We start from the raw sequence: 20,988 nt of genomic DNA on the forward strand, positions 1-20,988 counted from the left end.
ATGACTACTTTAACCCCCGATGCGGATAAGAAAGCCGCCGTCAGCAATTTCGCAGACAACCTTGACCACTCTTTGGATGTTGAAGGGCGCAGCCTGTGGGCTGATGCCCGAGCTCGTTTTTTACGTAACAAAGCTGCCGTTACCAGTCTGATCATCCTTGCCTGCGTAGGCGTGCTGGTGATCATTGGTCCGATGCTCTCTCCCCACGAGTTTGATGCTATCGACTGGGGTTATATGGCTGCTGCACCAGACATGGCAAGCAGCCACTGGTTTGGCACGGATTCCCTCGGACGAGATCTGTTCGTTCGAACCCTGATGGGTGGCCGCATCTCCTTTATGGTGGGTATTATGGGTGCCCTGGTTGCCGTGCTTATCGGTACTCTATACGGCGCCACTGCAGGCTATGTTGGTGGGCGTATTGATAGCACCATGATGCGTATTCTGGAAATCCTCCAGTCTTTCCCATTCATGTTTCTGGTTATTCTTCTGGTCACTATGTTTGGCCGCTCAATCATGTTGATATTCCTCGCCATAGGCGCGGTATCCTGGTTGGATATGGCTCGTATCGTGCGCGGACAAACCATCAGTTTAAAGAGCCGTGAGTTCATTGAAGCAGCACGGGTCTGCGGCACTCAGCCACGCTCTATTATCCTGCGTCACATCGTCCCCAATGTTCTGGGTATTGTTGTGGTATACGCATCCCTGCTGGTTCCCAGCATGATTCTGTTTGAGTCCTTCCTGAGTTTCCTGGGGCTGGGTGTACAGGAACCCATGACCAGCTGGGGCGCCCTGGTAAACGAGGGTGCTCAGTCTATGGAAGTTGCCATCTGGCAGCTGGCGTTCCCGGTCGCCTTCCTGGTTATCACCCTGTTCTGTTTCAACTACGTGGGTGATGGTTTGCGCGACGCACTTGATCCCAAAGACCGGTAACCCCTAAAGGAACGTGGAAGCCTGATTTATGAGTTTATTAGAAGTCAAAGATCTGCAGGTTCACTTCTCCACCCCTGATGGTGACGTGACCGCAGTCAACAACCTGAACTTTTCCCTGGAAGCTGGACAAACCTTGGGGATTGTTGGCGAATCCGGTTCTGGTAAAAGCCAGACAGCCTTCTCCATCATGGGTCTGCTGGCGAAAAACGGCCGCACCGGTGGTGAAGCCCTGTTCGAAGGTCAGCAGGTTCTGAACCTGCCAGAACGCGAGCTGAACAGAATCCGTGCCGAAAAAATCTCCATGATCTTCCAGGATCCTATGACCTCCCTGAACCCTTACATGAAAGTCGGCACCCAGCTGATGGAAGTGCTGATGCTGCATAAGGGTATGGGCAAGACTGAAGCCTTTGAAGAATCTGTACGTATGCTGGATGCGGTGAAAATGCCGGAATCCCGCAAGCGTATGGACATGTATCCCCATGAATTTTCCGGCGGTATGCGCCAGCGGGTCATGATCGCCATGGCTCTGCTATGTCGCCCTAAACTGTTGATTGCCGATGAACCAACAACCGCTCTGGACGTAACTGTTCAGGCGCAGATTATGGATCTGCTCAACGACCTGAAGCGGGATTTCAATACTGCCATCATCATGATCACCCACGACCTGGGGGTGGTGGCTGGTATCTGCGACAAGGTTCTGGTGATGTATGCTGGCCAGACTATGGAATATGGCACTACCGATGAGATTTTCTACAAACCAACTCATCCGTACACCATCGGTCTGTTGGAATCGATTCCAACCCTGAAGACCGAAGGCGCTATTTTGCCAACCATTCAGGGCAACCCACCCAATCTGTTGAACCTGCCTGTCGGTTGCCCATTCCAAGAGCGCTGCACCCACGTTATGGACAGCTGCCGTCAACAAATGCCGGAACTGACTCATTTTGGCAATGGCCGCCAGCGTTCCTGCCTATGGCAGCCTGAAAATCTGACAGGAGAAGCTTAATGAGTAATCAAACACCTCTCCTGCAGGTTCGTGATGTTTGTGTGCACTTCCCTATTCCTGCGGCCCGTGACTGGCCATGGCAGCCAATCCCCAAGCTGAAAGCTGTGGATGGCGTCAGTTTTGACCTGATGCCCGGTGAAACTCTTGGTGTTGTCGGTGAGTCTGGCTGTGGTAAGTCCACACTGGCACGTGCACTGATCGGCCTGGTAAAAGCCACCTCCGGCGACATCATGTGGGATGGCAAAAATCTAGCTGGCATGGATGACGCTAGTTTCCACGACGTGCGTCGTAATATGCAGATGATTTTCCAAGATCCTCTGGCTTCCTTGAACCCCCGGATGACTATCGGTGATATTATTGCCGAGCCCCTGCGTAACTACGAACCGAACCTGAGTCAGGATGAGGTTAAATCAAAGGTACGACAAATTATGGATCGTGTTGGCCTTCTGCCTAACGTGATCAACCGTTACCCTCATGAATTCTCTGGTGGCCAATGCCAGCGCGTCGGCATTGCCCGGGCACTGATTCTCAAACCAAAATTGATTATCTGCGATGAACCGGTAAGCGCACTGGATGTCTCTATTCAGGCTCAGGTTGTGAACCTGCTGAAAGAGCTTCAGGATGAAATGGGGCTGGCACTTGTGTTCATTGCCCACGATCTGTCTGTTGTGAAACACATCAGTGATCGTGTATTGGTGATGTACCTTGGCAATGAGGCAGAACTGGCAACATCAGAATCCCTGTATGCCAATCCAACTCATCCTTATACACAAGCACTGCTTTCTGCGGTTCCTGTGCCAGATCCTGAGCTGGAGCGTACCAAAACCATCCAACTGCTTGAGGGTGATCTGCCATCACCTATCAACCCACCCTCTGGTTGTGTGTTCCGCACACGCTGCCCGAAAGTTCAGGATAGCTGTGCTGAAGTAAGGCCTAGCCTGAAAGGTGAAGATCACCATAAGGTTGCCTGCCCGGTAATGATGCCCTGACACTCAACCTGTTCTGAGTTGATAACAAACCCTATCAAATATTGATGGGGTTTGTTTTTGGATGTCATGAAACTTCAACAAGCCTGTTACTAATATGCCACACGAACATCACATTATGTTCTTAAACAGTTTATGTGATGATTATGCAACCAACTCTGACAGTTTCCGGCTTAACGGCTGGCTATGACTCTTCTGCCGTATTGAAAGACATCTCCTGTGATATTAAACAGGGAGAGTTTGTTGCACTCCTCGGCCCATCTGGCTGTGTACATGAACGTTGGCCGGATTTTTTATGAACTTGGTTTAAATGGAACTATCACCGGAGTGATTATGGTTCACGCTGTTCACGGCATGGTTTTTTCAGTCTGGATCACAGTGGCTGCCTTTAGCGGAGTCGATGAAGATTTAGAAAAAGCAGCCCGCAATCTGGGAGCATCGCCTTTAAGGACTTTTTTCACTATCAGCCAGCCACAAGCTCTGCCTGGAATTCTCGCTGGATGCATTTTTGTTTTTCTGGAATCACTGGACGAATTTACTGGAACATTTTTTTCAGAGAGTACTGGCATGAAGATAAAAGTATTGGGTTGTGGTGAAGCATCCGGATCGTTGCTTTGGCTTTGGCTTTGGCTTTGGCTTTGGCTTTGGCTTTGGCTTTGGCTTTGGCTTTGGCTTTGGCCTCGACCCTTTCTGATTCGTTTGAAAGATCGTAAGCGAACCAAACCTCTTTCCATTATCTGCAACCGTGACAGCCTGGAACGGCTTCAGGAACTGGTAAGAATATCTTTCTGGGGAATCAGCAAAGAGCCTCTTCAAAGTGACCCGTTTCAACTCCGTTTTGCCCCTACACGACACAGCGTTACCAATCATTCTATTCTGGTTCAAGGGCATTCCCAGTTGTTCTACAGCGGAGATGGTCTGGTCACAGGCAATGCCAGTCAACTACTTGCCAATGCATCTCTCGCCTTTACAGAAACCTTTGCCCTGAAAGAGTCAGATGCTGGCCAATGGCACCCCTCAATAATTTTTTGCCTGTACCACATAAGAAAAGATCAACGGGAGTTCTTGAAGCAGAAGGCTCTTCACTATCCAAATATTTTAATTCCAGAAAGCGGGGCAACCATAAATGTTGGCAGAAGAGACAGCCATGATGGCTTCTGAAAGCAAAAATTCCTTCTGCAAGCAAACGGTCAGTAGTTAGTAAATTCTCGAGATTGCAGTTTCTACGGATTGTCCGGATCAACTTGTGTTGATAATTTACAAATGATTTTTACCGTACCTTGTTGAGTTGAATTTAGAATCTGGTAAAACGCCTGATTCACAACTAGACCTGTCAGTACAACATTCACCCAAGCCCCCGGGCAGTTATCAGCGTTGATACGGACTATGAGCAAAGAAAACATTCTCGTTATTAACTGCGGCAGCTCTTCCCTGAAGTTCGCCGTAATCAACCCTAAATCCGGTGAAGAATTCATCAACGGCATTGCTGAGCGTCTGGGTTCCCCAGAAGCTTTCATCCGCTGGAAATTTGAAGGCAATAAAGAGCGTGAAGAACTGAATGGGGGCGCACATGATGCAGCTGTTGCCGCTCTGCTGACCATGCTGGCAGACAAAGGGCTGAAAGACGACATCGCCGCTGTTGGTCATCGTGTTGTTCACGGCGGCGAGACTTTCAAAGAGTCCTGCCTGGTTAACGAAGAAGTGCTGCAGGCTGTTGAAAATTGCTCTCACCTGGCACCTCTGCACAACCCCGCCAACCTGATTGGTATCAAGGCTGCCGGGAAGCATTTCCCAGGCCTGCCAATGTCTGTGGTATTTGATACATCTTTCCACCAGACCATGCCTGCTGAAGCGTACACCTACGCTCTGCCATACGAATTCTACCGTGATCACGGCCTGCGCAAGTACGGTTTCCACGGCACTAGCTACCGCTTCGTAGCCAAGGCTGCCTGTGAAGCTCTGGGTCTGCCTGTTGAGAACAGCAAGCTGATCATCGCCCACCTGGGTAATGGCGCTTCTGCTGCAGCCGTTCTGAACGGTGAAGGCGTAGACACCACTATGGGTCTAACTCCTCTGGAAGGTCTGGTTATGGGTACCCGTTGCGGTAACGTTGACCCTAACGTCTTCTCCTTCCTGAGCAAGACTTACGGCTACTCTCTGGACGAGATCACCGACATTCTGAACAAGAAGTCCGGTCTGCTGGGTATTTCCGAGCTGTCCAACGACTGCCGCGCAATTGAAGAAGCCTGCGCTGAGGGCAACCAGCAGGCTCAACTGGCTCTGGATGTCTTCTGCTACGTTCTGGCTAAGCAGCTGGCTGGCTTGGCTGTTGCTACTGGTGGTGTTGACGCCCTGGCCTTCACCGGCGGCATCGGCGAAAACTCTGACGCTATCCGTGGCAAAGTTCTGAAGGCTCTGTCCTTCCTGGGCTTCGATCTGGACGACCAGAAGAACCTGGATTGCCGCTTCGGTAACGAAGGCGTGATCACCACAGACTCTTCCAAAGCAACTGCTATCGTTGTTTCTACCAACGAAGAGCTGATGATCGCTAAGGACACTGCTGCCCTGATCTAAACTTCTACATCTAAACAATAGTTTCTTAAACACAGCACCCAAAGCCGCGACTATGCCCTTAGTCGTGGCTTTTTTGTACCAGTTACGACTATTTCTCCACTCTTTTTTATAAAAAACGATTACTAACAAAATCCTTTTAAAACAAAGACTTCTTAACAAAACAGAAATAAAACTGCTTTATTCTTTAAAAAAATTCAACCTTGTGATTTGCTCTTTTTACAGAAAAGCAGAATACTCTAAGTTCATTTTGATCAGGAAAAGCAGAAAGTGAATACAGGTACCGTTAAGTGGTTCAATGCAGACAAGGGCTATGGTTTTATTACTCCAGACGATGGCGGCAAGGATCTTTTCGTACATCACTCTGAAATTAAGGTTGATGGTTATGCGACTCTGAATGAAGGTCAGAAGGTTGAATACGCTATTGGCCAAGGCCAGAAAGGCCCATGTGCAACAAACGTAGTTCCGCTCTAATAATTGCCCCTCTCTGATTTACTGCTGTAACGGAACCTGGTGGAAGATGTTGTTATTCTTCTACCGGAGTTCTTTCTTAATGCCATCAACCCTCTCCTATTTCTCCTGAACTTATTTTAAAACAACAAGCCTTTTGTGGGTTTAATTCTTTAATAAGTTTTGCTTAATAATCCACAGAGTATCCAACATTCAGCCTCTCTAGCCATTTCGACACACTCCTAACGAGAAGCCTTTTCCAAAGGCTTTGCAACAAAAAAAGCCCAGTCCAAATCAACAAAGCCTTGTAAGGCTCTGTATAGCTCATCAACCGAATGTAATATCAACGCGTTTGGGTCATTACCCAATCATCTTAATGTCTATACGAATCAATGGCCAGAGGGCCAAGGCACGTCAGAGTGCCCAAAACCAGCACCAGCAGTCGCTAGCTCTGAACGGATTCAGTATTTTTCATAGGGTGATGTACAGTATCTGAGCACTACCGTCCGTGGTAATGTGAAAAGTAAATATTCCCTGATCATGACAGTTATTGTTTTTTGTCGATATACGATGATTCACCAACAATGTCGCTCTTGACAGGGCATAAAACGTACATTCAATCTGTTGAAATCAACAGACTCTAGCGGCCATGAATGGAGTTTCTTTAAATTGGATCTAAAGCCTGATCAGAACGGTGCCGACATACCCTCTCAGCCCAACAACGGATATGAGAAGAACGCTATGTCAATGGATGATGCTCCTGAGCACGTAAAACTGGCTGTTGATATGATTCGTCAGATGGAGAACCTGAACTTTCCGAATGAAACGGTTCTGGAAGCCTGCTTGCTGGTTATACAGGATACTCTGAACAAGCTGGAATCCAACGATCGCCTGTTCTGGAGAAACCGGCTGAGTAGTATCCTCAGCGCACCGGGTTCCAAAAAAAACTTTCGTCAGGAAGCCTGATTTCTCAGGCTTCCCTATCTTGACCCATAGAATTAAATACGATCCAGCCTCATGGTTAAATGAGCCCCCGTTCCCGGAAGAAGTTTTCAATGGCCAGCCCTGATAGTTCCAGCCCTACTGCCAGCAGTCTTTCCAATCATCATTCTCAACTACCGGCTTTTTGGGGCTAAACGGTCTTGGTATCTTCGGCCTCCCAACTCTTTTTGTTTTCTTTCTTATCTTATAGATCTTTTACCGGAAAATTCATAACCGCTAAGGGCTCGGGCATAATCCAGGTAGCATCATCAGGTTGAGCCAACTCCAAGCGTTCAATATAAGCATCAATATCCGCAAACATAACTGGCTTGTGAGGGCCTTCCGGATTATTGCCAAAGAAGTCTTCCCAGTGCCCCAATACGCTGACCCTTGGCTGCATAATTTCAACTAATGCTTCTGGGTAATCATCCACTTCCTGATAAGCGCCTACAGTCTGGAGGGACAAATCGACCCGCTTGCCATCATTCAACTGAGGAGGTATTCCCATGCTGGCATTACAGGCGGCATCCTGAAAATGCACTCGATAAACCGGGCGACCATCATCATTCAGGAAATCCACCAGCCAGGCATAGGTCTGGCCTTCCAACCAGGCGTGAGCATCCCAAGGCAGAGCCGGAAGATCCTCGTTATAAGTTCCCTGCAAAAATTTTATTCCCATAAAATGCGGTGAGTGTTCCGACTCAATAGCCATAACCCGCACTTTATTTTCATCATCATAAAGCCACTCACCGGGATGAGCACCAGCAGTTGCAGCCTTACCATTCACGATCTCGATACGATCTGCAGAAACTTCCGAAACAATTGTATGCTTCATGGTTTTAGAACCATAAACACGCGCATTTTTCGCCTGGTTATTCATCACATGGGGAACATCCAGCAGGTGATCATAATGAGCATGACCAATCAGCATCATGGAAGCATCTGAAGCATCAGGCATGAGTTTGTCTATACGCGCTTCGTCAGGAGAGATCGGCTGATAAGGCGCTGGAGGAAAACCAAGAAACCCGGGATTAGAAAATGATGGGCCGGTGAGAACTGACACATCCTGGTAACGCATCAAAAAACCACCCACACCAAGGAACTGTACGCTGACCTCTTCAGGTCCAGAAGAAACGGCTTCCTCGCCAACAATTCTTTTTGTTAATGGCAGATGATCGCTATTTGTCGCACATCCAGTTAAAAGTCCCACCATCACTACTGTCATTATTGTTGTTATTTTCACCACTACCTCTTGTTTTTAACAGCCAGCCTTCGGAAAGGCGAAATAATATAAAAATCGGAAGAGCAATATAATGACCGTTGTTTTCAACGTTAGAAATGTAGAGCAACTGTTGCATGGAATGGAGTCCCGAGATTTTCAACGTTGGAACAATCTGTCTTATTCTTGCTTTATCTTTTACCGGCGCGATCATTCAGGGAACCATGGGCTTTGGATTCGCAATTGTCACTGCGCCATTTCTCTACACGATCACCCCTGATTTCATTCCTGCCCCACTGATTATAACGCTCATCCCCCTTGGCATTCTTATGATCAGAAAGGAACGTTCAGCCATAAGCAAAACAATTATATCCTCACTCATAATCGGACGAATACCCGGCACGTTTTTGGGGGCTGCGCTATTGGGTATCGCGACACGGGAAAACTTGAGCCTTATGCTGGGTTCCATGGTTATTACCAGTGTCATCCTCAGCGTAACCAAACTGTCCATCAGGGCCACCAAAGTCAATATGTTGCTGGCAGGTTTTGCTTCTGGCGTGACAGCAACAGCAGCATCAATCGGTGGCCCTCCCATGGCACTGGTTCTGCAGAATGAAAAAGGCGCGTCCGTAAGAGCTAACCTTTCTTGCGTCAACGTAGTCTGCAGTGCGATCTCGTTGGGAATTCTTTTCGTTTACGGGCGATTCAGTGCTATCCACGTTAGTCTGGCCGCAATGGTGATGCCCGGATTATTATGCGGATTATGGGTATCCCGACATATAGTCAAAATTATGCGCCCAGACGCCCTTCGCCCTCTTGCCCTCATTCTTTGTCTTGTCAGTGGCTCAATGGCTATTTTCAACAGTTTCTAGGGGCTCAGTGGCGCTGAAAGCCTCTATGGCTGCGTTGCAGCATTTTGAAAGGCAACAAGCATTCCGGCAATGCTGAGTTCGAGACCTAATTGAGAACGCCCCCTATATCTTCCGGTACAGGAAGAATATAACGTTTTAAAACCAGTGCGATTTCTTCCCTGGAGAATGGCTTTCCGAGGTAGTCATCCATTCCCGACATTAAGCACTGAGTTCTGACTGTTTCTGAAACATGTGCAGTCAGAGCGATAATGGGGATTAGCTCCCGCCCTTCTCCAGATTCGATCGCCTTCATTTCAGCAGCGACTTCAAAACCACTGAGCCCTGGCATAGCACAATCCAGAAAAACAAGGTCAAAATGCTCGCGCCGATAAAGCTCTACAGCTTTCACTCCATCTTCAGCGCGAACAGGTTCGACACCAAGGTCCATAAGATAGGCGGAAACGACCACCCAATTGGTATCATTATCTTCTGCCACCAGAACTTTGTTGCCGTAGAATCGATAGTCAGAGATATCAAAATTAAAATCACCCTCATCTGACACAGAATTTACAGGCATGAACGAAATCTGAAACCAGAAACGGCTGCCCTTGCCCGGCACGCTTTTGAAATCAATGCTTCCCCCCATCAATTCAACCAGTTGCCGGGAAATAGTTAGCCCCAAGCCTGAGCCACCAAATTTACGACTGATATCATCTGCGCCTTGGGTAAACGAATTGAACAACACACCTCTTAACTCTGAGCTGATACCTATCCCGGTATCTTCTACTTCGACTCGCAACCTGATGAAGTTGTCATCAGCCCAGTCTTTACGAATACGAAAGTAAACAGCTCCCTGTTCGGTAAACTTGCAGGCATTTCCGAGAAGATTCACGACAACCTGCCGAAACCGTGTTGGATCACCAATGACCTGATCCGGAAGGTCAGAATCCAGTTCGAAATGAAGACGCAGCCCCTTGCGTTCCGCTTCCACCTGAAACATATCTACAACACGATCAAGAAGATCTGGCAATGAAAAGGGAATATGTTCCAAGCTGATATGCCCGGAATCTATACGAGCGTGGTCGAGTACATCATTAATCATGGTCAACAGTGACCTGCCTGCCTCTGAGACAGTTCCTACATAACGCGTCTGTTGCTGATCCAGTGAAGTACGCTTTAAAAGATCAGTAATACCAAGAATGCCATTGAGCGGCGTACGGATTTCATGACTGATACGAGCCAGAATTTCGCCCTTAGCCTGATTTTCAGCCCGCTCAGTGAGGGCTTGCCTTTCTCCTAGCTCTTGCCCTCTTCGAAGTAAATAAAGCCTGAATCCCAAACCGGCCAGCAGCACAAAGTATTCCGTCACGAATGCCATTTTCAAGCTGTAAACGGAGTTCACATAGTTATGCGTCAACCCCAGATTCGACACCACTACAAATATGCAGATGGTAAAGCAGAGCGACCAACCAAGTGAGAACACAATTGCGGGTCTGTCCCCCTGTAAGGCCCGAAACAGGCTTTGCATGAAAATCCCAAGGATCATAAAAGAAATGGGAATCACCGCCATAAACGAACTGAAGTAGTAGGGTAAAAAGGAGGCGATAGGGATAAGCACCAACATATAACCGATAAAGACTCGGTTAATAACATCGACCCTGGGAAGGAATTCTCTTAAACGCAGATAACGCCGGGCAAAAAGGGTTAAAAATGCTGCATCCAGACATTCAAAGTAGACGACTGAAAATTCCTGAAAATCAAGCCATGGAGACCATATAGGAAACCCGGAACCGTCGAGAGACATGACTGTAAGGGTTCCAGCCACAACATGTATTAAAAAGAACACATACAGGCCTTCACGGAAGACCAGCGACATCATCAATGAAACAAAGATGACCGCAAGGCACAAACCATAAAAAACACCATCTGAGAAAAAAACCTGTTCGGTATTTTCCACCAGGGCCGTATCCCCAATTACCCCCAAAAGAATCTGCATGGTGCTGGTGCTGTTCACCTTCAAATACCAGGTTTTTTCTTCCAGAGGCTCCATATTCAGGGGGAAAGTTAACAACCGGCTCTGTACCGGCCACTCACTCCAGGGCACCCGGTCCCCTCCCTTTAAAATATTCCAGCCTCCGGAACCATCCGGGGCATACAGAGTCATAGAGTCGATGCGCGAGAATCCGGATTTAAGAAACAAGCGAATTTTCTCACTATCGCGGTTATGCAATCGTATCCGCAGCCAAATAGTTTCATCGGTATAAGCGAGGTTTATTTGTTCAACCTGAACTTTCGAAAACGCCGTTGTGTGAGGACTGGAAACTTCATCTATACCAAGAGTGCTATCGCTGGTGCGGAAAATGTCAAGACTTGTTCCAAGAGCTTCATAGGGCTGGTTGTCTCTAACTTCAAAGACAGCAGAAAAACTCAGGGGGGATAGTATGCAACCCAGCACCAGTAATAAGACTGAGAGACTTCCAGACACTCGTGCCAAAGCAGTTTTCATTTTAGTGTTATCAGGTGTTTTTTATTGGCTCTATTGTGGGCAATCCTCCAACCTTGAGCAATACCTGATAACCAGCTTGGCAAGCAATTGTCAGCTCTGCCTGAAAGCTGTCTTTTCATTCGCCCTGCATGTAACCTTTGCCACGCAGTTAATCTGGAAAACTACCTCCAGTTATTTATGAATTCAGAACCAACTTCACTTGCATTGCTAAGCAGTTTTGCTGGCTTTGGTTACATAGTCCTGATCACCGTATTCGTGCTTGTGATCATAATGAAACGCCGTCCGGTGGGTGTTTCTCTGTCCTGGTTATTGCTGCTTTTTGTTCTTCCTGTTGCTGGTATTGTTCTTTTCCTAATGTTCGGCACCCGTCGTCTTGGCAGCAAGCGTTTACGTCGAGCTGAAACTTATGCCCCAACCTATAACGAATGGTTTAATCATCTGAAACAGGTGCTTTTCCCTGAACCTCGAAATATTCTGGAAAAACCAAAGCACAACAGAGTCTACAACCTCACTGAGCACACAACCCGGATACCAGCCCTGCCGGGTAACAGCCTGTCTCTTTATCACGAAACCGATACTATTTTTCAAGCTCTGATTCATGATATTCAGCAGGCTCAGGAAACCATTCACTTGGAATTTTACATCTGTGAAGCCGGTGGACAGATTGATGACGTTCTGGATGCTTTGGAAGATGCCGCTTACCGGGGAGTATCTTGTAAAATCCTTCTGGATGCAGTGGGTAGCAGTCAGTTTCTGCGCAGTGAAGAAGCCTTACGCCTGAAAGCGGCAGGAATCAGAATTCGCTCGTCTCTTCATGTTGGTCCATTGCGTATGCTGCTGGAACGCATTGACCTTCGCAATCATCGCAAGATGATGATTATTGATGATGATATAGCCTGGACTGGAAGCTTTAATCTGGCAGATCCTGCCCTCTTCAAACAGAATGCCGGCGTTGGACAGTGGATTGATGCGATGGTTCGCATTCAGGGCCCTGCAGCTCATGCGACAGGGGCAGTATTTCTTTATGACTGGGCCATGGAAACTGGAGAAGATCTGCAAATATGTCGGCAACCTTTCCAGTACCAGCCCTCTGCGGCAACAGCTTCACAAATACCTGATAATCAAGCATCCATGCATGTTGTGCCCTCCGGCCCAGGTATAGACAGGAAGCTGATTCATCAGGTACTTCTGGCCGCAGCTTATGAAAGTCAGAAAGAGCTGATTATCACAACACCGTACTTTGTTCCCGACGAAGCTTTGGTTACAGCCCTGTGTTCTGCTGCCATCAGGGGAGTAAAAGTGATTCTGGTCGTACCTGAAAAGAACGACTCTAGAATGGTACATTTTGCCAGCCATTCTTATTATGACGACCTGCTGATCGCCGGTGTTAATATCATGCACTTCACAGCGGGATTGCTGCATACCAAGTGCGTTCTTGTAGACCGTGAAACCGCTCTCTTTGGTACGGTGAATCTTGATATGCGTAGTGTATGGTTAAATTTTGAACTGACTTTGATTATCTATGACCAGAGTTTTGGACAGCATATTGCTACGCTGATGGAGGACTATATCAGTCGTTCTCACTCCGTCGATGCCAGAAGCTGGAAGAAGCGACCTTTCACTACCAGGATGGCTGAGAATATCGCACAACTTTTCAGCCCTCTGTTATAGGTGTGTCCGAACATGCAAAGTGGGCACACCTCAGTTATTTTCACAAACAACCATGCCTACTTTTATAGCTGGGCAACCTCTCTATCTTTGTCCCATGGTATATTCCTCAGCATCACTTATAAGTGATACAGAAATTTGTATTTTCCTGCTGACCCGCAGCCACCAACCATCGTCGATGATTATCGCCCTGAGTCTTACCGGGCTTGCCATCTATTTCATGCTCATGAACCAGTGCCAGCTGGGTACTCTGCTATGGATGCTGCTGTTATCACCCATTGTCATGATACAATGGGTGCCGAAAAAAACAGAACGGCGGTATCCGATCTAAAGATACATAAAAAGACAACACCACCTCAGTTTTCTATCGTGCCAGAAGGAAAAGCAGGGCTGGAAAGTAAAATTGTGCCAGACCAGAGAAAAGTCTGGTTTACTGCTTTGAATACCAAAACACGAGAGGAAGAATCGGACACAAAACCATCAGTCCAATTCGGATAAGCTCCGGCCATTGATCCATCGCGTTAATTTTCCAGCTCCAGGACAACATCAACAGAGCAGGAACACCTATCAGAAACAGGCAGGACACAATAAACGCAATAGCCCACCTTCCTTTACGTCCCATGTTTCCACCCCCGTTCGTCCATTATCACTTACAGCTTAGGCGCTCCAGCAGACAAAACATCACGAACGCTAGAACAGTGACCCAGATAGTTGCCAGCCAGTGCGCAGGCATCCAGAGAGCAAGCAAAGTCAGTGGTAGAATACAGATAAAATATCTACATAGCGGTGCACCACATCTGGAAAAAACGCCAACACTGTTGCCATTACAATGAACAGACAACCCGGCATTCAGCATAAGACCCGATGTAACAAGGGTGGCAGGATTGATCATGCTGTTACAAAACACAGCAAAAAGTGGCCAGAAACGGCCCTTACGAAGGGAAGAAGGAACAGGAGTTAAAGCCTGACGTTCGGCTGCGTATATCTCACTCCACTGACTTATTGTCGTCTGTTTCACGCAAAAGCTCTCCCCAGAATCGAGGGAGAACTTTAGTCACCAAAAGAAAAACTGCACAGTTACAGAATATGAGCGCAGATTTCCGGATCTTTGCGTTCCAGATAATGGGTGGATTGAATACGGCGAATAGTGCGGGACTTACCACGAATCAGCAGGGTTTCTGTTGTCGCGATATTCCCCTGACGAGATACACCATGAAGAAGGTCACCTTTGGTGATTCCTGTGGCCGAGAAAATCACCTCATCAGTAGACACAAGACGTTCCATAGGAAGCTTAATGCCAGGTTCAATACCCATTTCACGGCAGCGCTCCAGTTCCAGCTTACCCGCTGCAACATTCTCAGGGGTATTACCTTTGGCATCATTCCTGAGTACCAGACGACCCTGCAGCTCACCGTTCAAAGCACGAATAACAGCAGCAGACACAACCCCTTCCGGAGCGCCCCCAATACAGTACATGGCGTCTACTTCACTGTCGGGCATACAGGTAAGAATGGAAGCCGCTACATCACCATCAGGAATAGCAAACACACGCACACCCAAATCCTGCATCTGCTTGATAACATCATCGTGACGGGGTTTAGCCAGAGTGATCACTGTCAGCTTATCAAGGCCTTTTCCCAGTGCTCCGGCAATAGCGCGCAGGTTATCTTCCAACGGGCGATCAATATCAATAACCCCACGGGCTTCAGGGCCAACTACCAGCTTTTCCATATACATATCAGGAGCTTTCAGGAAACCACCCTTACGGGCAACAGCCATTACAGCAATCGCATTAGGTTGCCCCATGGCAGTCATTCGAGTGCCTTCAATAGGGTCTACGGCAATATCAACGGCAACACCGCTCTTTTTGCCAACCTTCTCACCGATATAAAGCATGGGGGCATCATCAATCTCCCCTTCACCTATAACGATTTCACCGTCAATTTCTATCTGGTTCAGCAAAGTGCGCATGGTATGCACAGCGGCCTCATCAGCTTTGTTTTTATCACCGCGCCCCAGCCATTTGTAAGCAGCCAGTGCAGCTGCCTCTGTTACCCGGGAAAATTCGATCGCCAGTTCACGCTTCATGGTTTGGTCCATCAGCAGAGTAAAAAATCCGGCCTGACTGTATAGCAAAGAACCCAATTCAGAAAGCCATTGAACACCAAACCAGTGTCTGGCTGACTTTATCAACGACGAAAAAACAAACAATTTATACAAATCGCAGCTGATGCAATGTTAAATCATACAAAACCTTTACATACACACCTCGCATACGTATTGATACGTATACGGGAAAAAGAGAGCATATAAGGCATCAATATAACTAAAACATCTTAAGGAGTGGTCAAACCCATGAACCTGCGTAACCGGTTCGGCTTGAAGTTGATAAATACATTGACGTTGATAAATACATTGTTGGTTGGAATATCATTTATCTGGACAATATCAGCATCAGCTATGCCCCCAGCTTACGGCGATGTACAACAAGCCTCCAAAAGCGTTGAGAACCAGAATTTCAATCCTCTGGTCGATACCAGCGATTATATAGTTGCCTGTGGTGACTATCAGCGTATTAATCAAAGCGACATGCTGCAGAGACTCTCCAAAAACTGGCAGCGTTGTTACGCTTATACTTCGGCCACTATTTCTGCCATGCGAGATATGGAGCGTACAACACCTCTGAAACAGTTTTGTATACCAAAAAATGTCAGCACAGAATACGCGATTGAAGTGACAGTGAAATACGCAAACAAAGTCCCGGAAACCAAAGAAGAAGTCCCGGCCAAAATTGTTCTTGAAGCTTTAGCTGTCAGGTACCCCTGTTAGGGTCTGTTCACAGTTCGTACCTAAATTGGCAGTGAGCTTGGCGAAGATCCGGGTGAAAGCGAAGTTCACCTCATCCCCAGAACCATGGGCAACAAGATACGGCGTTCCATTATCTTTCAGCCTGCAGCCTGCTACGTAACCGCCAGAAAACAATTTCAATATTCCTGGCGCTGTTGTAGAGCTTCTGTTCATCCAATGAGTCGGGAAGAAAAAACTCTCTCTGGCCATTCCAGAATTGCCGAATCATCCCGGCTAAACCACCATGATCATTAATGACTTCAGCAGTGACTCTTCCGCGGTAATAAAGGCATCTGCAACGAGATCAATATCACTTTTTGCAAGATCAGAAACTTCAAAGTCCCGAGTGGCGCAGCTTGCAAGAAACCCAGTGAGAAACAAACTCATAGAGAGAAACAAACTCATAGAGAGAAAAAGTAATGTTTTAATTCTTTTCATGGTGGCTCTTATCTTTCCCACCCTGGAAAGCAGTTCACGACCTATGGGGCGTTCCCAATCAAGCATACTGCCGTGAACTATCAGCCGTCTATGCCAGTTCCGGAATCATTGTTTCCTCTGGCATATGCTCAAACTCGCTGAATGTAGCCTGAGAGTAGTCAACCCTCTCAACAGCTGAAACATGGGGGTGCGGCAATCCTTCAATGGTTTTTAGTCGGGGTAAAAGCCCTTGCCCGTTGGCGATCTGAATAGCCAATCCCGGTCGTGCATTAAGCTCCAGAATCAGAGGCCCGTGAAGACGATCAAGAACAATGTCTACCCCCAAACAACCCAACCCGGTTATATCAAAACAGGCCGAAGAAAGTTCCAACAGGCGCCGCCAGTGGGGCACTTTCAAATAATTAAAAAAGTGCCCAGTATCAGGGTGATTAGTGACTGGCTTATCAAACTGAACGGCTTTCAGACTTTTCCCGGTAGCAAGATCAAGTCCAACTCCAACAGCCCCTTGGTGAAGATTTGCTTTCCCATCTGAAGCACGGGTCGCCATGCGCATCATCGCCATAACCGGATATCCCTGAAATACGATGGTACGAATATCTGATGAATTACGGGCCAGTAGCCAGATGTCCATAACCGACATCGACAAGCGCCATATCGGTCAGAAAATTTCTACCAATAAGAGCCGGGTACTCGAAGTTCTCTCGGTCTGCCAGAGTAAACTCGCTGGTTCTTTCGAGCTTCCCTGTTTGCACAGTCAGCATAACCACCAGTCTGCGTTGTGACTCTTCACCTTTACGTTTACGTTTACGTTTACGTTTAATCAAAACCCTGCGGTACAGATTCCGTTTTTACCTGAACAGTTGACTCATCTCGCTTAAACTCAGCCGTGCTATTCAGAGAATCCTTCTGAATCAGGCATCTCACACCTTTACGGCTGAGGTATTCGGCCAGAGTAACCCTTATCTGGGTGAAACAAGTTATCAACAACAAACCAGGTATTACCAATACAATGAAACGGAAACAGTCGTTTGATATTTTCGTTGTTTTTCTCGCAGTCATATCGGTATAACGCCAGAATCAAGCGACCATAAACAGCCAGAGGAAGAACCCTATCTTTTTGACGGCTGCGCAGAGCTACCTGACACTCGCAGAATGCTGACCTTACTTCTTCCCAATGTATTCCCTTTTTAATAGGTGCTTCTTTCCTGCGAATAGCATTGAGATCTTCATCACTGATTGCTGATACAAAAAACTGCATAGCAGCCGAAACGGGTGTCAGTTTTTGAGAAGGAATAGTTATGAAAGCAAAAGCCGGTCAGAGAAGCTGACCGGCACAAGAAGAGTTAGGACAACTCACAGCTGTTACTCATAATTCCACTCGGGTTTTCTTTTTTCGAGGAAAGCATTCACACCTTCTGTTTGGTTACCGCCATCGAAAAGCGCCAGAAACAGCTCCCGCTCAGCTGGCAGCACCTGACGTACCGGCAGACTTCGTCCCATCTGTACCAACTGTTTGCAGGCTGCAATACTGTCGGGACTTTGCTTACCTGCCATTTCTGCAAGCTCCAGAGCCCGGGCACGCAAATCATCACTAGCAACAACTTCTTCCACCAAACCAATTTTCAGCGCCTGCTCGGCATTCACCCGCTCACCGCAGAGAATCATGCGTTTAGCCCAGCCTTCACCCACCAGAAGGGTGAGATTCTGGGTGCCACCAGCACAAGGCAGCAAACCAACTGAGGCTTCCGGCAAAGCCATCACAGCCTGTTCACTGGCAATTCGCAGGTCGCAGGCCAGAGCAACTTCCAGACCGCCACCCATGGAATAGCCGTTAATAGCTGCGATGGAAACACCGCGAAAATCAGTAAGAGCTTCAAAAGCCCGACCAAAAGCCTGAGCCACTTCTGCGGCCTGGTCTTTATCTCCAGCGGCAAACTGTTTCAAATCCGCACCGGCAGAGAAAAACTTCGGGGAGTCACTGACAATAACAAGGCTGACAATTTCTCTGTCGGCATTCAGATCATTAACAATCTTTTCCAACTGATTGAGGCTGTCTATCGTCCAGGTGTTTGCAGGAGGGTTATTCAGCGTAACTGTGGCCAAAGAACCACGCTTTTCCAGAATCAATGCATCACTCATATTGTTATTATCCTTAGCCATTAGAACTGAAAAACATCATCTGCCAGAAGGCGGCGGCCAATAATAACCCGCATAATTTCGTTAGTGCCTTCCAGAATTTGGTGAACCCGGCTGTCCCGCACATGGCGCTCCAGCGGATACTCCTTGATATAACCATAACCTCCATGAAGTTGCAGAGCATCGTTGCAAACATCAAAACAGGCATCTGTAGCAAAGCGTTTAGCCATAGCGCAGTAAGTTGTTGCCTGATTGTCTTTGGCATCCAGTTTAGCTGCTGCCAGATGCACCATCTGGCGTGCAGCTACAAGGTTAGTTGCCATATCCGCCAGCTTGAATTGCAGAGCCTGAAACTCACCAATTGCCTTACCAAACTGCCTGCGCTCACCAAGATAAGTTCTGGCCTGCTCCAGAGCTGCGCGGGCAGTGCCCAAAGAACAGGTGGCAATATTGATACGGCCACCGTCCAGCCCTTTCATGGCAAAGAGGAAACCTTCTCCCTCTTCACCTAAACGGTTGGCGACCGGCACGCGAACATTCTCGAAAGTAATGGTACGGGTTGGCTGAGCATTCCAACCCATCTTGTCTTCTTTGCGGCCGTAGCTGATACCTTCAAGATCAGCGGGAATGACCAATGCAGAAATTCCTTTTGGCCCAGAATCACCGGTACGCACCATAGCAACAAGAACATCAGTGCTGCCCGCACCGGAGATAAAACATTTGCTGCCATTCAAAACATAATCACTGCCATCACGAACAGCTGTGGTTTTCAGGGACGCTGCATCACTACCTGCACCAGGTTCTGTTAAGCAATAAGATGCCAACTTCTCGCCAGTCACCAGTTGTGGACACCAGTCATCACGTACCGCATCACTGCCAAAAGATGCCACCATCCAGGTTGCCATATTATGGATAGTCATAAAGGCGGCGGTGGTTGTACAACCGGCAGACAATTCTTCAAATATCAGACTGGCATCAAGGCGACCAAGACCCATTCCTCCAGAGCTTTCCGGGGTATAAATAGAAAGAAAGCCCAGCTTGCCGGCACGCTTCAGCACATCAACAGGAAAGTGGCTTTCCAAGTCCCAGCGCGCTGCGTTAGGTGCCAGCTCCTGACGTGCAAAATCTCTGGCGGCGTCCTGAAAGGCGACTTGTTCGGGGGTTAATTCAAAGTTCATGGCAACCCTGACCTTCTTAGTGTTATTGGGGCTGTTAAGACTTTCCCATCATAGGTCAAGAATGTTGATGATCCAATGTTGGCAGGGATCATTTCTATTGGCAGGAAAAAGAGCTTGATTGCATCGGAAAACGGTCCATGATTGATGATCAAACTCTGCCTATCCTGAACAGCACAGGAATAATAACCGTGATCAAAGCCTACACTGCCAGCCAGCCTGGCGGCAAACTCGAAGCTTTTGAATATGACCCTGGCCCCTTAGGTGACGGCGAAGTTGAACTTGCCGTTGAGTCCTGCGGTATCTGCCACAGTGACCTGAGCATGTTGAACAACGAGTGGGGGATAACTCAATACCCCTTTGTTGCCGGCCATGAGGTTATCGGAAAAATCACAGCCACCGGAGCGAACGTCAGTGATCTGAAAACCGGACAAAACGTTGGCCTGGGCTGGCATTCCGACTATTGCCACATCTGCCATTCCTGCATGTCTGGTGATCACAATCTATGCAGCAAAGCTCAACCAACCATTGCTGGCAGACACGGAGGATTTGCGGATAAAGTGCGTGCCGATGCCTCTGCTGTTGTTGCCCTGCCCGAAGGTTTAAACCCCAAAACAGCCGGGCCATTATTTTGTGGCGGGATTACAGTTTTCAATCCTCTGGTTCAGTTTGATATTCCATCTACAGCCAAAGTTGCTGTCATTGGTATTGGAGGATTGGGGCATTTGGCTTTGCAGTTCCTGAATGCCTGGGGTTGTGAAGTCACAGCGTTTACATCCAGTGAAGCTAAACAGGCTGAAGCTCTGGAAATGGGAGCCCACAAAACCCTGAACTCGAGAAGCAAAGAGGCTCTGTCTGAAGCTGCGGGATACTTTGATCTGATTATCTCGACTGTCAATGTAAAGCTGGACTGGAATGCTTATATCAATACTCTCGCGCCCAAAGGTCGTTTGCATTTCGTTGGCGCGACTCTGGAAGCACTGGATATTGCTGCATTCCCACTGATAGGTGGCCAGCGCTCTATTTCTGGCTCTCCTGTTGGCAGCCCGGCAACAATAAAAACCATGCTGGAATTTGCTGCCCGCCATAACATTGAACCTGTTGTTGAACATTTTAAGTTTGATCAGGTTAATGAAGCTATTGCGCATCTTAAAGAAGGTAAAGCCCGGTACAGGGTTGTACTCAGTCACTGAATAAAAACAGCCCGTCAGGAATAGACTTTCC

General features: G+C 47.7%; 21 protein-coding genes and 1 pseudogene. 12 read left to right on the plus strand and 10 right to left on the minus strand.

What is annotated here, in order from left to right:
• The 7 genes from oppC (at nucleotide 1) to QMA35_RS08400 (ending at nucleotide 6,909) form a co-directional block, all read left to right on the plus strand.
• Nucleotides 1-930 (plus strand): oligopeptide ABC transporter permease OppC, encoded by a 930-nt coding sequence (gene oppC, locus QMA35_RS08370; RefSeq protein WP_281646693.1) that lies wholly within the window; start codon nucleotides 1-3, stop codon nucleotides 928-930.
• Nucleotides 931-958: 28 nt separating this feature from the next.
• Nucleotides 959-1,936, plus strand: coding sequence for an ABC transporter ATP-binding protein (locus tag QMA35_RS08375; RefSeq protein ID WP_281646694.1), 978 nt, complete (start codon nucleotides 959-961; stop codon nucleotides 1,934-1,936).
• Complete coding sequence (oppF, locus tag QMA35_RS08380) at nucleotides 1,936-2,925, plus strand: murein tripeptide/oligopeptide ABC transporter ATP binding protein OppF (protein WP_281646695.1); 990 nt, start codon at nucleotides 1,936-1,938, stop codon at nucleotides 2,923-2,925. The genes QMA35_RS08375 and oppF overlap by 1 nt, the downstream gene beginning before the upstream one ends.
• Nucleotides 2,926-3,195: 270 nt before the next feature.
• Entirely contained in the window at nucleotides 3,196-4,083 is an 888-nt protein-coding gene (locus QMA35_RS08385; RefSeq protein ID WP_281646696.1) for an ABC transporter permease subunit, read from the plus strand.
• Between the two features lie 225 nt (nucleotides 4,084-4,308).
• Nucleotides 4,309-5,496: an acetate kinase gene (locus tag QMA35_RS08390; RefSeq protein ID WP_281646697.1), complete on the plus strand. Its 1,188-nt coding sequence runs from the start codon at nucleotides 4,309-4,311 to the stop codon at nucleotides 5,494-5,496.
• A gap of 267 nt (nucleotides 5,497-5,763) precedes the next feature.
• Entirely contained in the window at nucleotides 5,764-5,967 is a 204-nt protein-coding gene (locus QMA35_RS08395; RefSeq protein WP_281646698.1) for a cold-shock protein, read from the plus strand.
• Between the two features lie 645 nt (nucleotides 5,968-6,612).
• A complete protein-coding gene (locus QMA35_RS08400; RefSeq protein WP_281646699.1) occupies nucleotides 6,613-6,909 on the plus strand; it encodes a DUF2496 domain-containing protein in 297 nt (98 codons plus the stop codon).
• A gap of 220 nt (nucleotides 6,910-7,129) precedes the next feature.
• On the opposite strand, the gene QMA35_RS08405 is transcribed toward QMA35_RS08400, so the two are convergent.
• Nucleotides 7,130-8,167 (minus strand): hypothetical protein, encoded by a 1,038-nt coding sequence (locus QMA35_RS08405; protein WP_281646700.1) that lies wholly within the window; start codon nucleotides 8,165-8,167, stop codon nucleotides 7,130-7,132.
• 113 nt (nucleotides 8,168-8,280) lie between these two features.
• Here QMA35_RS08405 and QMA35_RS08410 point away from each other — a divergent pair, with 113 nt between their 5' ends.
• Nucleotides 8,281-9,015 (plus strand): sulfite exporter TauE/SafE family protein, encoded by a 735-nt coding sequence (locus QMA35_RS08410; protein WP_281646701.1) that lies wholly within the window; start codon nucleotides 8,281-8,283, stop codon nucleotides 9,013-9,015.
• A gap of 85 nt (nucleotides 9,016-9,100) precedes the next feature.
• Here QMA35_RS08410 and QMA35_RS08415 read toward each other — a convergent pair whose 3' ends face one another.
• A complete protein-coding gene (locus tag QMA35_RS08415) occupies nucleotides 9,101-11,500 on the minus strand; it encodes a hybrid sensor histidine kinase/response regulator (RefSeq protein WP_281646702.1) in 2,400 nt (799 codons plus the stop codon).
• Between the two features lie 177 nt (nucleotides 11,501-11,677).
• Here QMA35_RS08415 and cls point away from each other — a divergent pair, with 177 nt between their 5' ends.
• Both cls and QMA35_RS08425 read left to right on the plus strand, forming a co-directional pair.
• Nucleotides 11,678-13,171 carry a cardiolipin synthase gene (gene cls / locus QMA35_RS08420; RefSeq protein WP_281646703.1) on the plus strand — a complete coding sequence of 498 codons (1,494 nt, stop codon included), beginning with the start codon at nucleotides 11,678-11,680 and terminating at the stop codon, nucleotides 13,169-13,171.
• Nucleotides 13,172-13,423: 252 nt separating this feature from the next.
• The gene (locus tag QMA35_RS08425; RefSeq protein ID WP_281646704.1) at nucleotides 13,424-13,666 is read left to right on the plus strand and encodes a hypothetical protein; all 243 of its coding nucleotides are present in this window, start codon (nucleotides 13,424-13,426) and stop codon (nucleotides 13,664-13,666) included.
• A 148-nt stretch (nucleotides 13,667-13,814) separates the two neighbouring features.
• Here the strand turns inward: QMA35_RS08425 and QMA35_RS08430 are convergent, their stop codons facing one another.
• Nucleotides 13,815-14,186 carry a hypothetical protein gene (locus QMA35_RS08430; protein WP_281646705.1) on the minus strand — a complete coding sequence of 124 codons (372 nt, stop codon included), beginning with the start codon at nucleotides 14,184-14,186 and terminating at the stop codon, nucleotides 13,815-13,817.
• A gap of 59 nt (nucleotides 14,187-14,245) precedes the next feature.
• Nucleotides 14,246-15,256, minus strand: a complete 1,011-nt coding sequence (glpX, locus tag QMA35_RS08435) for a class II fructose-bisphosphatase (protein WP_281646706.1) — start codon at nucleotides 15,254-15,256, stop codon at nucleotides 14,246-14,248.
• A 267-nt stretch (nucleotides 15,257-15,523) separates the two neighbouring features.
• Between glpX and QMA35_RS08440 the strand changes: the two genes are divergently transcribed.
• Nucleotides 15,524-15,997 (plus strand): Rap1a/Tai family immunity protein, encoded by a 474-nt coding sequence (locus QMA35_RS08440; protein WP_281646707.1) that lies wholly within the window; start codon nucleotides 15,524-15,526, stop codon nucleotides 15,995-15,997.
• Between the two features lie 252 nt (nucleotides 15,998-16,249).
• Here the strand turns inward: QMA35_RS08440 and QMA35_RS08445 are convergent, their stop codons facing one another.
• The 6 genes and pseudogenes from QMA35_RS08445 to QMA35_RS08470 form a co-directional block, all read right to left on the minus strand.
• Nucleotides 16,250-16,453 carry a hypothetical protein gene (locus tag QMA35_RS08445; protein WP_281646708.1) on the minus strand — a complete coding sequence of 68 codons (204 nt, stop codon included), beginning with the start codon at nucleotides 16,451-16,453 and terminating at the stop codon, nucleotides 16,250-16,252.
• An 88-nt stretch (nucleotides 16,454-16,541) separates the two neighbouring features.
• Nucleotides 16,542-17,051, minus strand: a pseudogene (locus QMA35_RS08450) (sugar-transfer associated ATP-grasp domain-containing protein); the annotation flags it as partial.
• Nucleotides 17,052-17,058: 7 nt separating this feature from the next.
• The gene (locus tag QMA35_RS08455; protein ID WP_281646709.1) at nucleotides 17,059-17,277 is read right to left on the minus strand and encodes a RimK/LysX family protein; all 219 of its coding nucleotides are present in this window, start codon (nucleotides 17,275-17,277) and stop codon (nucleotides 17,059-17,061) included.
• A 104-nt stretch (nucleotides 17,278-17,381) separates the two neighbouring features.
• Nucleotides 17,382-17,711: a hypothetical protein gene (locus QMA35_RS08460; RefSeq protein WP_281646710.1), complete on the minus strand. Its 330-nt coding sequence runs from the start codon at nucleotides 17,709-17,711 to the stop codon at nucleotides 17,382-17,384.
• Nucleotides 17,712-17,815: 104 nt separating this feature from the next.
• Nucleotides 17,816-18,592: an enoyl-CoA hydratase gene (locus tag QMA35_RS08465; RefSeq protein WP_281646711.1), complete on the minus strand. Its 777-nt coding sequence runs from the start codon at nucleotides 18,590-18,592 to the stop codon at nucleotides 17,816-17,818.
• Nucleotides 18,593-18,612: 20 nt separating this feature from the next.
• Complete coding sequence (locus tag QMA35_RS08470) at nucleotides 18,613-19,767, minus strand: acyl-CoA dehydrogenase family protein (protein WP_281646712.1); 1,155 nt, start codon at nucleotides 19,765-19,767, stop codon at nucleotides 18,613-18,615.
• 137 nt (nucleotides 19,768-19,904) lie between these two features.
• On the opposite strand from QMA35_RS08470, the gene QMA35_RS08475 reads away from it, so the two are divergent.
• On the plus strand, nucleotides 19,905-20,957 hold the full coding sequence (locus QMA35_RS08475) for an NAD(P)-dependent alcohol dehydrogenase (RefSeq protein ID WP_281646713.1): 1,053 nt from the start codon (nucleotides 19,905-19,907) through the stop codon (nucleotides 20,955-20,957).
• Nucleotides 20,958-20,988: the final 31 nt, after the last annotated feature.

The organism is Parendozoicomonas sp. Alg238-R29, from assembly GCF_947331445.1.
In the GTDB taxonomy this organism is placed as follows: domain Bacteria; phylum Pseudomonadota; class Gammaproteobacteria; order Pseudomonadales; family Endozoicomonadaceae; genus Sansalvadorimonas.